Genomic DNA, 13242 nt, shown 5'->3' with positions numbered 1-13242 from the left:
ACTCGCCGCGCCGGGTCCGTGCGCGGGCTCGCCGAGGACGTCGTAGGCTGGCCGCCTATGACGATCCTCGGTATCGGCTTGGACTTGGTGACCATCTCCGAGTTCGCCGAACAGCTCGAACGCGCCGGAACGACGATGCTCCGGGAAAGTTTCACCGCGGGTGAGCGGCGCTACTGCCAGAGCAAAGGGACCGACCCGGCGCGCAGCTACGCGGCGCGGTGGGCGGCGAAAGAGGCGGTGCTCAAAGCATGGGCGTCGTCGCGGTTCGCCCGCCGCCCGCAGATCGGGGACAACCCCTATCCGCTGATCGAGGTGGTCAACGACGCGTGGGGCAGGCCGAGCATCAAGCTGCACGGCCTGGCCGCCGAATTCCTGCCCCGGGTAAGGGTTCACCTGTCGCTGACCCACGACGGCGACACCGCCGCCGCGATGGTGGTGCTGGAGGACCCGGGCGAGCTGGCCGACCTCATCGAAGGCCGCGACAGCGCCGGTTGAGTCGCGCGGTTGGTCCCGGTTCCGGCCGGGACCACCACTTATTTTTGGCCGCCGGTCCGCGATTCCTTCTCCGCGACCAGCAGGTAGGCGACCATCAGCCGCTTGAGTTCGGCGACCGCTTCGGCGCTGCTCTGCTCGTCCTGCACGGAGAAGTTGAGCATCGAATAGACCACGTGCACCAGCACTTCCGCCATCATGGTGCGCCGTGCCCGCGGGGTGCGCGGCGTGAGCGGGCGCAGCATCTGCGACACGACCTCGGCGAACTGCTTCTCGTGGATCGCCCCGGTGGCCCGGGTGGACGGCGTGGACTGCATGGCCAGCCACACCTCCCGCCGGGACGGGTCGGTCATCCAGAGGTTGGCCAGGTGGTCGACGAACTGGTTCATGTGCCGCAACCAGTCCAGCGAGGGAATCTCGCCGTGGAAGTCGGCCAGCTCCTGGGAAACGGCAACCAGATCTTGGCGATTCAGCTCACAGACGATGACGTACTTGTTGGCGAAGAACTGGTACAGCGTGCCGATCGGCACCTCCGCCCTGGCCGCCACCTCCTCGCAGGTGAACGACTCGAACCCGACCTCGACGAGCAGCTCCCTGGACGCCTGGAGTAAGGCGTCGAACTTTCGTTTGCTGCGTTCCTGCGTCGGCCGGCGTCGCGGCATGAGCTCCTGTGGGTCGTCCTGCAGCTCCAACGCAGGGTCCAGACGGTGCTTCACCCTGGCCTCCGCGCGTACTTCCACGCATCCAGGCTAACGGTAGGGACAAGCGTGCGATACGCGCATCCGCCGTTCGCGTCCAGCTGACTTGATTTCCGCTACCCATCCGTAACCGATGCGGCATCGAACATATACCGAGCGCGCGTGCATCGCGACGTGTGTTCCGAGCAGGGGAATCCATGGGGCTCATGGCTTTCGGCAAGCCCGTGAGCTCGGTCAATGCACAGAGGGGAAGGCGTGATCAGTGGTAGCTGAATCTGTGGTGACTCTCGGCGTTTCGACCGAACGCGGTGCCGTGCACGCGGTAGCGCTCGCCGACGGCAGGAAGCTGGCCGATCGGGTGCTGCTGCGCCGGATCGAGCGAACGGACGGCGACAGCAAGGCGGACGTGGCCGAGGCGGTCGAGACCGCGCTGGACGCCCTGGCCGCCGGGCTGGGCTCGGAGCGGGAAGTCGGTGGCGTAGCCGTCGCCTATCGGGACGCCGCGGAGCGGCGCGCCATCGTGACCCGGCTGGCGGCAGGCCCGTGGCACAGCGCCTCGCTGGTCTCGGTGAAATCGGCCCACCTGAGCGTGGCGAGCATGATGACGTGGCTCGACGCCTACGACAACCTGCTGGTGTGCGAGGTGGTGCCCGGGTACCACGCGTTCACCCTGGTCGACCGGGGCCGCCGCCGGGTGCTCGCCGCCGTGGGGCAGGCGGGCCGGGCGACGCCCCGGTCGCTGGGCATCGGCGTCACGGCGGCGTGGGATCAACTGGACGCGGCCGGCGCGCGGCCGGACGCGGTGGCGCTGATCGGCTCGGCGGGCGCGGGCTCCGCGGTGCTGAGGGCGATCGAGAAATTCGGGGCTCCGGTGATCCCCTGCACCGTAGGCGCTTTCGCGTCCGCCGCGGGCGCGGCGTTGAGCGCCCGGCTGGAGCAGGACAGTTACGTCGGGCCGGTGAGCGAGTCGAGTCGGGCGCGCGGCGGCGTCGCGGTGTTCGCCGCGGCCGGTGTGCTGGCAAGCGGAATGGTCGTCGGCGGGAGCTATCTGCTGAACGATTCCGCGCAGCCGACACCGACCGTCGTGGCGGACGCCCGGATCGAGGGCGCAGGCGCGACGCATCCGGTAGAGCCGGTCCGTCCCGCGGACACCGAGGCGGACGAGTCGTTCGACGGGCCGCGGGGCGGCGACGCCACCACGACCGGAGTGTGGCTTCCGGACCAGCGCGGGGGGCTCGCCCCGCGGCATCGTCCGTTGCCGTTGGTCGCCGCAGACGCGACAACCAGGCCGGAGACGGAAACCCCGGAGCCGCTCCTGCCGGGGACCGGGGTCCCGACCGATCGCAAGGTGGGCGCACCCGACGCCGCGTTGCTGTTCCCCGGTGAGGCCCCACCACCCGCCGTGTTCACCCCGGAAGCCGCGGACTGGTGGGACGAGCACCTTCGCCTGATGGCGCAGTGGGCAGCCCAGCAGGTGTGGCAGGTCTGATCCGATCCACCCGACTTCGGCCCGGCGCCCCTGCGGCGCCGGGCTTTTCGTTGCCCGCGCTACACCGACAGATCGCGGCGCAACTTGGCGACGTGGCCGGTGGCGCGGACGTTGTACTGCGCGACGGCGATCTTGCCCGCTTCGTCCACCAGGAAGGTCGAGCGGATGACGCCGACGACCGTCTTGCCGTACATGGTCTTCTCTCCGTACGCGCCCCACGCGGTGAGCACGGCGCGATCGGGATCCGACAGCAGCGGGAAGGTCAGCCGTTCCGCGTCGCGGAACTTGGCCAGCTTGGCGGGCTTGTCCGGTGAGATGCCGACGACGTCGATGCCCGCGCCGTCCAGGTCGGCCAGGTTGTCGCGGAAGTCGCAGGCTTGCTTGGTGCAGCCGGGCGTGCTCGCGGCGGGGTAGAAGTACACGATCACCTTGCGACCGCGGTAGTCCGACAGCGAGACGTCCTTGCCGTCGGCGTCGGGAAGCGTGAAGTCGGGGGCGGTGTCGCCCGGGGAGAGTCGTTGGTTGGTGGTCACCTTCTGCACGGTATCCGAAGGTCCCGACCGGAGATCCTCGCGCGGCCGGATAGCGGCGCGTGGCGGCGGATAGACTCGTCCGCGAGCCCCGGGTGCTCCGCGAACGGCCGAGCGTGCGGCCCGATTCGTGCACCGGGTGCGGCAATCGACAACAGGAGGGTGGAACGTGGCAAGGGATACCGAGCGGATCGAGCAGGAGATCGAGGCCGCCCGCACTCGGCTGGCGAGCACGCTCGACGAACTCGCGGTACGCGCGGACCCGCATCGGATCGCGGACGACACCAAGCAGATCGTGGTCTCGAAGCTGAACGAGCCGAAGGTGAAATACAGCCTGATCGGCGCCGCCGCGGTCGTCGTCGGGCTGGTGCTGCTCAAGATCTTCCGCTGAGCTGGAAAAACGACGACACCCGGTGTGGCGATGCCCACCGGGTGTCGTCGTTTCGCGGTCGGTTCAGACCGTCGGGCAGGCGAAGCCGTCGCCGTCGGGATCCAGGTGCGGGCCGTAGCCCGGTTCGCCGCGGAACAGCGGCGCGTGTCCCGCGGCGCGGGCGTCGTCGCAGTTGGCGTAGGCGCCACCGGCCGAACCGGTCTGCGACAGACCGGCCGAGCCGGTCGCGGCGGAGCCGGTGTCGACGGCCGAGGAGCCGGTTCCGGCGGATCCGGACGGAGGGGCGGCTAGGGCGGCAGGAGCCGCGAGAAAGGTCAATCCCGCGATGGCCGCGCTGACGGAGAGCCGGCGAACGTTCATGTATTCCTCTATGTATGTGGTTGCTGCGGTGGATGGGCGTCCGACCGGACGCCGCATCCACTGTTGTGACGGGCCGCTCTCTTGTCAACCTCGCGGGGACGGAACTAGGGGATTAGGGGATCGCACCCAGTGCCGTGGCTCAGGAGGTCGTCCCGATGCCGCGGATGTGTTCCGCTGGGATGTTTCCCATGCGTCCGGCCTGGTAGTCCTCCATCGCTTCGATGATCTCCGCGCGAGTGTTCATCACGAACGGCCCGTACTGCACCACCGGTTCGCGGATCGGCTGTCCGCCGAGCAGCAGGACTTCGAGCGCTCCGGTCCGATTGTCTTGGCGCGCATCGGCTGTCACGCTGATCGCGTCTCCGCGGCCGAAGACCGCGAGCTGCCCCTCGTTCAGCGGCCTGCGCTCCGCGCCCACCGTGCCGCTGCCGGATAGCACGTACGCCATCGCCGTGAACTCTTGCGGCCAAGGTGTTTCGAGGATTCCGCCGGGCGTGATCGACGCGTGGGCGTAGGCGATCGGGGTGTATGTCGAACCGGGGCCGGTGAATCCGCCGACCTCTCCGGCGATGAGCCGCACCAGCGCGCCGCCGTCGTGCGAACTCACCAGCGTCAGTTCGCGAGCGCGCAGGTCCTGGTAGCGCGGCGTGGCGAACTTGAGCGCGCGCGGCAGGTTCACCCACAGCTGGATGCCGTGGAACCAGCCGCCGGAGGCGACCATCTCCTCCGGCGGGACCTCGTCGTGCAGGATGCCGGAGCCCGCGGTCATCCACTGGGTGTCGCCTTCGCCGATGACGCCGCCGCCGCCCTGCGAGTCGTGGTGCACCATGGTGCCGTCGAGCATGTAGGTGACCGTCTCGAAGCCGCGGTGCGGATGCCACGGTGCACCCTTCGCCTCGTGCGGTTCGTAGGCGACCGGACCCATCTGGTCGAGCAGGATGAAGGGATCGGCCGTGCGCAGATCCATGCTGGGGAACGGCCTGCGCACCTCGAATCCCGCGCCTTCGCGCTGTTTGTGCGAGGTGACCACGCTCCGGACCGGCCGTTGGCGCAGGGTCGCGTCCGGGCGGGGGAGGCGTGGCAGGACCATGATGTCGGGAACAGTGACGGCGGGCATGGGGACCTCCTCGGGAGTTGGTGTCCATGTCAACCAACGGTGACTACACTTCATTCCCATGGTCCGGTGGTTGAGTGACGACGAGCAGGCGACGTGGCAGGCCTACGTGCGGCTGCGCCAGCGTTTGGACGGGGCGATTTCCGCCGGGCTGGCCGAGGACGGCCTGTCCCTGGCGGACTACGAGCTGATGGTGGCGTTGTCGGCAGCCGCCAACGGGTGTCTGCGCGCCAAAGAGCTCGCCACCGAGGTGTGCTGGGAGAAGAGCCGGCTGTCCAAGCATCTGGCCAGGATGGACGCGCGCGGACTGGTCGAGCGGCGCCCCGCCGAGGAGGATGCCCGCGGCATCATCGCGCAGCTCACGCCGCAAGGGCGGGTGGCGCTGGAGCGGGCCGCGCCCAACCATGTCGATCTGGTCCGTCGCGTCTTCGTCGAGCTGATGACGCCGGGTGAGGCGCGTGCGTTGCGCGCGCTGGCGGACAAGGTGGTCACCGAGGTCGAGCAGGTGACCGAACTCGGCGCCTGATCGCCGTTCCCGCCGCTATCCGGCTTCGGTGTCGTGCCGCCGCCATCGACGCCACCACTGGCGGCGTGGACGCGGCGCGATGCGGCCGGCCTGCGCTCCGGCGGGGCCGGTGGCTTCGAGGCTGGGTTGCGCGCGTTTCGGCCCTGCGACCTCGCGTGCGCGCCTCCATTGCTCGACGATCTCGTCCGCGTTCACCGGAGCGATCGGCACGAACGGTCCTTGCGGCATCCGCAGCCACTCCACGATGCGTTTGTTGAGTTCGCTCACGGCGGCTCGCACCTCCCGCTCGCCGGTCGCATCACGCACGGTCTCGGGCAAGTGCTCGATATCGCGTCGCAGCAACAGCGACGGGGGCAGCAGCGCGTCACCGCTGACGCCTTCGCGACGCAGATATGCGCGCAGCCACCAGTCCTCGTCGGGAGCCGTGCCCACTCCGGGAATCGGTTTGCCGGTACCGGGCAGATTGTCGAATTCGCCGCGCTCGGCCGCCTCGCGGATCTGCTTGTCGATCCACGATTCGAAGGTCTGCTTCGGCGGCTTGCGCTCGGTCATCGTGGCGGCTGAGTCGGCGGGTGCATGACGCTAGTCTACGGAAGTCTGTAGTAGACGCAGAAAACGTTGAATCGCAAAGACTTTCGCGGAAACTCAGAACCACGGCGTGATCGGCGGCTTCACCCAGAGCAATTTCTCGTCGGTGTGCTCGCGCCGGGCAGCGGGATGCCGCGGATGTCGGGCGGCCCAGTCGTCCTTCTCCGTCAGCAGCCGTGCCACCGCGGTCCAGGTCTCGTCGGTGCTCGGCGGATTCGTTCCGGCGGCCCTGGCCAGTTTGCGCCGTACCGGCGCGGGCATCGCGAGCACCTCGGAGCCGGTGATGCCACGGGGCCAGAGGTAACTCGCCAGCCGGCGTGCTTTCTCGGCGCGGCTCTTGGCCGCCGCGTCGTTGTGTGCGTAGTCGGTCACGGCAAGGTCCAAGGGGTCGCGGGTATGTGGACCATTATTGCCGAGCCGCAGATACGCCTGCCCGACCGCGCGGACACGGCCGGAAAGCGCCGCAGCCTCCCCATCCGATGGATGGGGAGGCTGCGTGACGGTGTGGATCAGTACGCGCTGTTGACGTTGTCCATCGAGCCGTAGCGGTGCGCCGCGTAGTTGCAGGCGGCGGCGATGTTGGCGACCGGGTCCCAGATGTCGAAGGGCGTGCCGGCGACGTGGTAGGCGGCGAAGGTGGGGTCGATCACCTGGAGCAGGCCCTTGGACGGGATGCCCATGGCGGCGTTGGAGTCCCACAGGTTGATGGCCTGGGGGTTGCCCGTCGACTCGCGCATGATGTTGCGGTAGATGCCGTTGTAGGTGCCGGGGATGCCGTTCGCCGACATGATGTCGAGCGCCTGGCGGATCCAGCCGTCCAGGTTGTCCGCGTAGACCGGCGGGGCCGGGGCGGGCATCGGGGCCGGGACCGGGGCCGCCTCCGGAGCGGGCGCGGGGGCGGGGGCGGGCGCGGGTGCGGGCATCGGCGCGGGGATCGCCTCGGCCGCCGGTGCGGCGACCGGAGCGGCGGCGGCCTCGGGCTGCTGCTCGGCCACCATGGCGATGCGAGACGGGACGCTGTTGTCGGCAACGGACGCCGCGGAGCAGGCGGCCACGGCGACGACACCCGCGGCGGCGAAGGCGACGGTGACGGTTTCGCGGAGCGAGGGGCGGCGAAGGGTGGAAAGGCGTCTGTCAGGCATTGCGAATCGGTTCCTTGATCGGGGACTTACTCGATCCGGCCGCAGTTGGGCAGCACGGATCCTGCGGCGTACGCTCGTGTGCGTTCGCCGAAACGGCCATGTGCTTTTGTGTGGTTTTGTTGTGGGGGACGCTGATGTCCCCGGAACGCGACGCTTCTGCGTGCGGCACCGGATCGCCCTCGGTGGGCTCGGCCGCTTGTCGCGCGAGACCCGCATCCTCGATGCGGTGAGACGGGCGGAAGTATGGGATTGCGGGTCCGTTGCCGGATTCCGCTCCGCCGATCACGTGGCGGGCAGGGTGCCTGCCGTGTGATCGTTACCGAATCGGTGTCTACAACTCCTCGGGCTGACCAAACTTCAGGTCGCTTTGTGACCTGATTGCAGAATGGTCACGCATGGTTAACGGACGGTGAACTGATCATGAACGGCAGGCGCTGACGATCTTGGAAAGCCCAAGACGCGGTTGCCGAATCGTTATCCAAGCTGGGAGTTTGCCGTTAAACCTCTTGTGCCGTAGGTCACAGAAATTTTCGGGCGCACAGGTGGATTTCGCGGCGATCGCGGGCGTATAGCTGTCCGAATTGAGACCACTGGTGCAACTGGGAAAAACTCCAGGTCACGGTGATGTCACGGAAATCGGGGCCATCGTGGAGACGAAAAAAACCGTGCCCTTGCCAGCCGATGACTGACAAGGGCACGGTTTGCGTGTTGTGCGCCATCAGGGACTCGAACCCCGAACCCGCTGATTAAGAGTCAGCTGCTCTGCCAATTGAGCTAATGGCGCTTGCTCCGTGTTCCGGTGCGGGACAAACCTTAACAGGCCGGGGCCGCAGAAGTGAAATCGTGTCCTGACCGGCGCGGATGTGATGCTCTCCGCCGCCGTAACGCGTGGGTTCGCCGCGGTGATCTAGTGGTGGTAACGCTGCAGTGACGGACTAGGTGTTCACATTGGCCAGGACGTGACGCACTGGCAGAATGTCCGATTGTGGTTTCGACCGCCCGCGTACACGGCGGGGTGAGCGGCGTGGCGGTCGGTATCCGAAGCCCTCGGTGTGTCCTGGAGCGCCGAGACTTTGAAACGGGGTTGAAATGAGTTTTGGTCGAGGTCGGCACGTGCGCAAGCCGACTACGAGGCGGTCGCTACGCACGTTCGCGGGACCGGTGATAGTTGTCGCGGTCGCCGCGCTGGCATTGACCGGATGTTCGGCATCCGACGCCAAGGACGCGGCTCAGGTGGCCATCGACCGCAACCCCATCACAGAACTGATCAAGCCGAAGTTGTTGTCGCCGGTGAAAGATGGCGAGGTAGGGGTATCGCCGGGCGTCCCGTTGGCGCTCAAGGTGGAAGACGGCAAGTTCACCAACGTGAGCTTGGTCAGCCCGCAGGGCAAGGCGGTGGAGGGCAGGCTCGCCGCCGACGGGCGTTCGTGGGAGACCACCGAGGTGCTCGGCTACGGCAAGACCTACCGACTGAAGGCCGACGCGATCGGGCTCGGCGGGGCGAACTCCGCGACGCTGAGTTTCACCACGAGTTCGCCCGGTAACCAGACCAAGCCCTACCTGGTGCCCGGCGAGGCGGAGGTCGTCGGTATCGGACAGCCGGTGGCCGTCCAGTTCGACGAGAACATCCCCGACCGGAAGGCCGCGCAGGATGCGATCAAGATCACCACGGAGCCGCCGGTGGAGGGCGCGTTCTACTGGGTGAACAACCGCGAGGTGCGCTGGCGGCCGGAGCATTTCTGGGCGCCGGGATCGAAGATCACCGTCGATGTGAACGTCTACGGACGTAATCTCGGTAACGGCCTGTACGGGCAGGACAACATCCACTCGTTCTTCACCATCGGCGACGCGATGGTCTTCACCGCCGACGACAACACCAAGCAGGTGACCGTCGAGTTGAACGGCCAGGTGATCCGCACCATGCCGACCTCGATGGGCAAGGACAGCACCCCCACCGACAACGGGGTCTACATCGTGGCCGACCGCCACGAGAAGATCATCATGGACTCCTCGACCTACGGCGTGGCGGTCAACGCGCCCGACGGGTACAAGACGCCGGTCGACTTCGCGACGCGACTGTCCTACAGCGGCATCTTCTTCCACTCGGCGCCCTGGTCGGTCGGTGCGCAGGGTTACAGCAACACCAGTCACGGCTGCCTGAACCTCAGTCCGGCGAACGCGCAGTGGGTCTTCCAGAACGCCAAGCGCGGTGACATCACGATCGTGAAGAACACCGTGGGCGGCACCCTGTCCGGTGTGGACGGCTTGGGTGACTGGAACATCCCGTGGTCGGTCTGGAAAGCGGGCAACGCCGAAGACAATCGCTGAGCCGAAGCGGAACGCCGAACGGGCCACCGGAGCGAATCCGGTGGCCCGTTCGGCGTTCAGGGGGTCACGGCAGCATGTTGCAACCCAACTGGGCGTCGCCCAGGATCGCGATGGCGCTGCCGGTGGCGGCGCACAGCAGCTTGCTGCCCGCCGAACCGGTGCCGGAGGAGCCGGTGGTGGCCAGGCCGCCCGCCGATCCGCTCGACGCCGAGCCGGAGTCGGGCAGCGGGGGAAGTCCGATTCCCGCGACCGCGGTTCCGCTGGATCCGGTGAGGAGAGTGGCGCCGACGAAGGCTGCGATAACCGCGGAACGCATCACGAGGTGTGTCTTTCTGGTCGAACCGGGAAGGCGCCCCAGCGACACCGTCCCACGTGCACCGCAGTCTACGGACGCGTGGCGGATTCTGGAGTGGTTTCGTTTCACATCGCGGCGAGTGCCTGCGGCAAAAGGTCTGGGGCGCAGTGAAAGAGCCTTGCGCGGAGTGTCAGCCGCGCCCGATCGAGCCGACTCGGCTCTCGGTGGGGACGTGGGCCGGTTTCCTCGATCGGCGGCGCGAAGCGATGCCCGCGACGAACGCGTCAGGACCCGGCCGGTGCGGCGAGGCGGGTCATGCGGGCGCTCGGCCTCTGCGGAAGACGATTTCCATAGGCGCCGAGACCTTCGGTGGTCGGCCGTGGCAGGAGGGCGCGCTCAGGCATGAAATGGCACGCCGCATCGTGACGCATTTCGCATGTGGACCCATTCGAGTGCAGGCGCTTGCCGATGGCTTGGGATCTTCGGGACATGATCGCCGCCTCGGAGAGATACGGACGGCTATTTCACGTCGCGCGCCGATGCGGGGAATGAACAGAGTAGAGAAAGCGCCAGCCGTAGTGTGCGAACCGCCTCAGAGGACGGTTCGCACACCGCGACACCTGGGGTGAGCGACGGGACTCGAACCCGCGACAGCCAGGATCACAACCTGGTGCTCTACCAACTGAACTACGCTCACCATCGCCGGTGAAGAACCGGCGGGCTAGATATTAGCGTGTCTACCCGCCCACTCCCTAATCGTTATCTGGCGAGCCGTTGACCTGCGCCGATTCGGTCCGCTGTTCGGCGGTCTCGGAGACCTCGGCGGCGACGGCGGCGATTTCGGTGGTGGAGGGACCGGGCGGCGCGACGAACGCGGTCCGCCGGTAGTACTCCAGTTCCCGGATGGACTCCTGGATGTCGGCCAGTGCGCGATGGCTCAGGCCCTTCTCCGGCTGGCCGAAGTAGATGCGCGGGTACCAGCGGCGGCACAGCTCTTTGATCGAGCTCACGTCGACCATCCGGTAGTGCAGGTGGGCATCCAGCAGCGGCATGTCCCTGGCGATGAAACCGCGGTCGGTGGCGATCGAGTTGCCTGCCAGCGGCACGGTGCGCGGGGTGGGGATGTACTGGCGGATGTAGTCGAGCACGCGCTGCTCGGCCTCTTCGAGGGTGACGGTGGAGCGACGGACCTCGTCGGTCAGCCCGGAGCGCGCGTGCATCTCGGCGACCACGGCAGGCATCGCGGCCAGCGCGTCGTCGTCGGCGTGGATGACGATGTCCACGCCCTCGCCGAGGATGTTGAGATCGCTGTCGGTCACGAGTGCGGCCACCTCGATCAGCTTGTCGCTGTCCAAGCGCAAGCCGGTCATCTCGCAATCCATCCACACCATGTATTTGTCGGACACCCGTGCAACATTAGCCGGGCGAAGGTCCGGTGCCCGCGATACGGCTCGGCAACCCCGAAGCCGCCGATGTGGACGGGAATCCGACCGGTGGCGATACAGTTTCTTCCAGATCGTCACCCGGCGTTTTCGGTGCGGCAGCAAACATTGAGTGAAGCAGCCCGGTCGAGCCAGGACGGAGACGTGCGATGACCACCCCGAAGGAGAAGGCGGCCGCGGCGCGCAAAGCGGCCGACGAGGCGGCGCGGATCGCGGCGGAGGCGTCCGCCGCCGCGGAGGCCGCGGAACGTGAACTGGCCGAGCAGACGGCGGGTGGAGCCGGTGCTGCCGAAGGAAGAGACGAACCGTCCCCGGGCTCGACCGCCGCACAAGAGATCGCCGCGGGCTACGCGTTCGAGGGCGCTGCGCTGGACCTGGGCACCGTGGTGGTCGACGGGAGGGTGGATTCCGGCGCGCGCGTCCGTATCCCGATGCGGATGATGAACCGGCACGGTCTGGTCGCGGGGGCGACCGGCACGGGGAAGACGAAGACCCTCCAAGGCATCGCGGAGCAACTGTCGAGCGCCGGGGTTCCGGTGGTGCTGGCCGATATCAAAGGCGACCTGTCGGGTTTGGCCGAGCCGGGCCGATCGAGCGAAAGACTCGCCACGCGGATCGCGGAGACCGGCGCCGCGGACTGGGCGGCGACCGGCTTCCCCACCGAGTTCGTGTCGCTGGGCACCACCGGGGCAGGGCTTCCGATCCGCGCCACGATCAGTTCGTTCGGCCCGGTTCTGCTGAGCAAGGTGCTCGGGCTGAACGAGACGCAGGAATCCACCCTCGGACTGATCTTCCACTGGGCCGACCGCAATGGCCTCGCGCTGCTGGACCTGAAGGACCTGCGCGCCGTGATCACTCATCTGACCAGCTCCGAGGGAAAGGATGACCTGAAAGGCATCGGCGGTGTCTCCGCGGCCACCGCGGGCGTGATCCTGCGCGCCTTGGCGAATCTGGAGGCCGACGGCGGCGAAACGTTCTTCGGCGAGCCGGAACTCGATCCGGCCGACCTGGTGCGGGTGGTGGACGGAAAAGGGGTGATCACACTCTTCGAGCTGGGTGCCGAGGCGGCGCGGCCGGTGATGTTCTCCACATTCCTGATGTGGGTGCTGGCCGACCTGTTCCAGACCCTGCCGGAGGTCGGCGACGTGGAGCGTCCCGAGCTGGTGTTCATCTTCGACGAGGCGCACCTCCTGTTCTCCGACGCCTCGAAGGCGTTCTTGGATCAGGTGGAGCAGACCGTCAAACTGATCAGGTCCAAGGGAGTGGGCGTGTTCTTCTGCACACAGTTGCCCACCGATATCCCGAACCCGGTGTTGTCCCAGCTCGGCGCGCGCATCCAGCACGCGCTGCGCGCGTTCACCCCGGACGACCAGAAGGCGTTGGCCAAGACCGTCCGCACCTACCCCAGGACCGGTGTATACGACCTGGAGCAGGCGCTGACCTCCCTCGGCACCGGCGAGGCGATCGTGACGGTGCTCTCCGAGCAGGGCGCGCCGACGCCGGTGGCCTGGACCAGGATGCGGCCACCCCGGTCGCTGATGGACACCATCGGCGTGGACGCGATCCGGTCGGGGGCGCTGTCCAGCCCGCTGGCCTCGAAGTACGCCCGGACCATCGACCGGGAATCGGCCTACGAACTGCTGGCCGCCAAGATGGCCGACGCGACGCGGGAGCCGGAACCGGCACCCGTCCCCGGCCGTAACGTGAACCGCGTGGAAGAGGAGTCCGCCGCCGAGCGGATCATGCGGAACCCCGCGGTCCGCGGCTTCCTGCGCTCGGCCGCCGCCGCGGCGGGACGCGAGATCACCCGCAGCCTGTTCGGCACCCGGCGCCGTTGAGCGCGCCGG

At 67.9% G+C, this 13242-nt stretch carries 16 protein-coding genes and 2 tRNA genes; 6 read left to right on the top strand and 12 right to left on the bottom strand.

Annotated features, from left to right (window positions below; all coding sequences use genetic code 11):
* Nucleotides 1-57: 57 nt before the first annotated feature.
* Nucleotides 58-495 carry a holo-ACP synthase gene (locus AB0L97_RS15930; protein WP_043721202.1) on the top strand — a complete coding sequence of 146 codons (438 nt, stop codon included), beginning with the start codon at nucleotides 58-60 and terminating at the stop codon, nucleotides 493-495.
* A gap of 38 nt (nucleotides 496-533) precedes the next feature.
* On the opposite strand, the gene AB0L97_RS15925 is transcribed toward AB0L97_RS15930, so the two are convergent.
* Nucleotides 534-1154: a TetR/AcrR family transcriptional regulator gene (locus AB0L97_RS15925; RefSeq protein ID WP_355075985.1), complete on the bottom strand. Its 621-nt coding sequence runs from the start codon at nucleotides 1152-1154 to the stop codon at nucleotides 534-536.
* A gap of 298 nt (nucleotides 1155-1452) precedes the next feature.
* Here AB0L97_RS15925 and AB0L97_RS15920 point away from each other — a divergent pair, with 298 nt between their 5' ends.
* The gene (locus tag AB0L97_RS15920; protein WP_364429784.1) at nucleotides 1453-2679 is read left to right on the top strand and encodes a hypothetical protein; all 1227 of its coding nucleotides are present in this window, start codon (nucleotides 1453-1455) and stop codon (nucleotides 2677-2679) included.
* A gap of 59 nt (nucleotides 2680-2738) precedes the next feature.
* Here the strand turns inward: AB0L97_RS15920 and bcp are convergent, their stop codons facing one another.
* A complete protein-coding gene (bcp, locus tag AB0L97_RS15915) occupies nucleotides 2739-3212 on the bottom strand; it encodes a thioredoxin-dependent thiol peroxidase (RefSeq protein WP_355075844.1) in 474 nt (157 codons plus the stop codon).
* A gap of 166 nt (nucleotides 3213-3378) precedes the next feature.
* On the opposite strand from bcp, the gene AB0L97_RS15910 reads away from it, so the two are divergent.
* A complete protein-coding gene (locus tag AB0L97_RS15910) occupies nucleotides 3379-3600 on the top strand; it encodes a DUF3618 domain-containing protein (protein WP_067802691.1) in 222 nt (73 codons plus the stop codon).
* Between the two features lie 63 nt (nucleotides 3601-3663).
* On the opposite strand, the gene AB0L97_RS15905 is transcribed toward AB0L97_RS15910, so the two are convergent.
* Nucleotides 3664-3960, bottom strand: a complete 297-nt coding sequence (locus tag AB0L97_RS15905) for an excalibur calcium-binding domain-containing protein (protein ID WP_355075846.1) — start codon at nucleotides 3958-3960, stop codon at nucleotides 3664-3666.
* Nucleotides 3961-4099: 139 nt separating this feature from the next.
* Complete coding sequence (locus tag AB0L97_RS15900; RefSeq protein WP_364429779.1) at nucleotides 4100-5077, bottom strand: pirin family protein; 978 nt, start codon at nucleotides 5075-5077, stop codon at nucleotides 4100-4102.
* Between the two features lie 70 nt (nucleotides 5078-5147).
* On the opposite strand from AB0L97_RS15900, the gene AB0L97_RS15895 reads away from it, so the two are divergent.
* The gene (locus AB0L97_RS15895) at nucleotides 5148-5600 is read left to right on the top strand and encodes a MarR family winged helix-turn-helix transcriptional regulator (RefSeq protein ID WP_364429776.1); all 453 of its coding nucleotides are present in this window, start codon (nucleotides 5148-5150) and stop codon (nucleotides 5598-5600) included.
* A 15-nt stretch (nucleotides 5601-5615) separates the two neighbouring features.
* On the opposite strand, the gene AB0L97_RS15890 is transcribed toward AB0L97_RS15895, so the two are convergent.
* The 5 genes from AB0L97_RS15890 to AB0L97_RS15870 all read right to left on the bottom strand — a co-directional run bounded on the left by AB0L97_RS15890 (nucleotide 5616) and on the right by AB0L97_RS15870 (nucleotide 8114).
* Nucleotides 5616-6152: a DUF1992 domain-containing protein gene (locus AB0L97_RS15890; RefSeq protein ID WP_355075851.1), complete on the bottom strand. Its 537-nt coding sequence runs from the start codon at nucleotides 6150-6152 to the stop codon at nucleotides 5616-5618.
* 93 nt (nucleotides 6153-6245) lie between these two features.
* Entirely contained in the window at nucleotides 6246-6560 is a 315-nt protein-coding gene (locus tag AB0L97_RS15885) for a hypothetical protein (protein WP_355075853.1), read from the bottom strand.
* A gap of 137 nt (nucleotides 6561-6697) precedes the next feature.
* Nucleotides 6698-7330 (bottom strand): transglycosylase SLT domain-containing protein, encoded by a 633-nt coding sequence (locus tag AB0L97_RS15880; RefSeq protein ID WP_356968312.1) that lies wholly within the window; start codon nucleotides 7328-7330, stop codon nucleotides 6698-6700.
* A gap of 518 nt (nucleotides 7331-7848) precedes the next feature.
* On the bottom strand, nucleotides 7849-8049 hold the full coding sequence (locus AB0L97_RS15875; protein ID WP_364429771.1) for a hypothetical protein: 201 nt from the start codon (nucleotides 8047-8049) through the stop codon (nucleotides 7849-7851).
* Nucleotides 8042-8114 (bottom strand) — tRNA-Lys (locus AB0L97_RS15870). The genes AB0L97_RS15875 and AB0L97_RS15870 overlap by 8 nt, the downstream gene beginning before the upstream one ends.
* 401 nt (nucleotides 8115-8515) lie before the next feature.
* Between AB0L97_RS15870 and AB0L97_RS15865 the strand changes: the two genes are divergently transcribed.
* Nucleotides 8516-9658 (top strand): Ig-like domain-containing protein, encoded by a 1143-nt coding sequence (locus AB0L97_RS15865; RefSeq protein WP_355075988.1) that lies wholly within the window; start codon nucleotides 8516-8518, stop codon nucleotides 9656-9658.
* A 64-nt stretch (nucleotides 9659-9722) separates the two neighbouring features.
* On the opposite strand, the gene AB0L97_RS15860 is transcribed toward AB0L97_RS15865, so the two are convergent.
* From AB0L97_RS15860 to orn, 3 genes are all read right to left on the bottom strand, one after another.
* Entirely contained in the window at nucleotides 9723-9974 is a 252-nt protein-coding gene (locus AB0L97_RS15860; RefSeq protein ID WP_355075858.1) for a hypothetical protein, read from the bottom strand.
* A 600-nt stretch (nucleotides 9975-10574) separates the two neighbouring features.
* A tRNA-His gene (locus AB0L97_RS15855) sits at nucleotides 10575-10650 on the bottom strand.
* Between the two features lie 55 nt (nucleotides 10651-10705).
* The gene (orn, locus tag AB0L97_RS15850; protein ID WP_355075860.1) at nucleotides 10706-11359 is read right to left on the bottom strand and encodes an oligoribonuclease; all 654 of its coding nucleotides are present in this window, start codon (nucleotides 11357-11359) and stop codon (nucleotides 10706-10708) included.
* A gap of 185 nt (nucleotides 11360-11544) precedes the next feature.
* On the opposite strand from orn, the gene AB0L97_RS15845 reads away from it, so the two are divergent.
* Entirely contained in the window at nucleotides 11545-13233 is a 1689-nt protein-coding gene (locus AB0L97_RS15845) for a helicase HerA-like domain-containing protein (RefSeq protein WP_364429766.1), read from the top strand.
* Nucleotides 13234-13242: the final 9 nt, after the last annotated feature.

This window comes from Nocardia sp. NPDC051911, from assembly GCF_040681035.1.
Taxonomy (GTDB): Bacteria; Actinomycetota; Actinomycetes; order Mycobacteriales; family Mycobacteriaceae; genus Nocardia; species Nocardia sichangensis.
The sequence above is the reverse complement of the archived record's forward strand: the minus strand, read 5'-3'. Positions and strand labels throughout refer to the sequence as shown.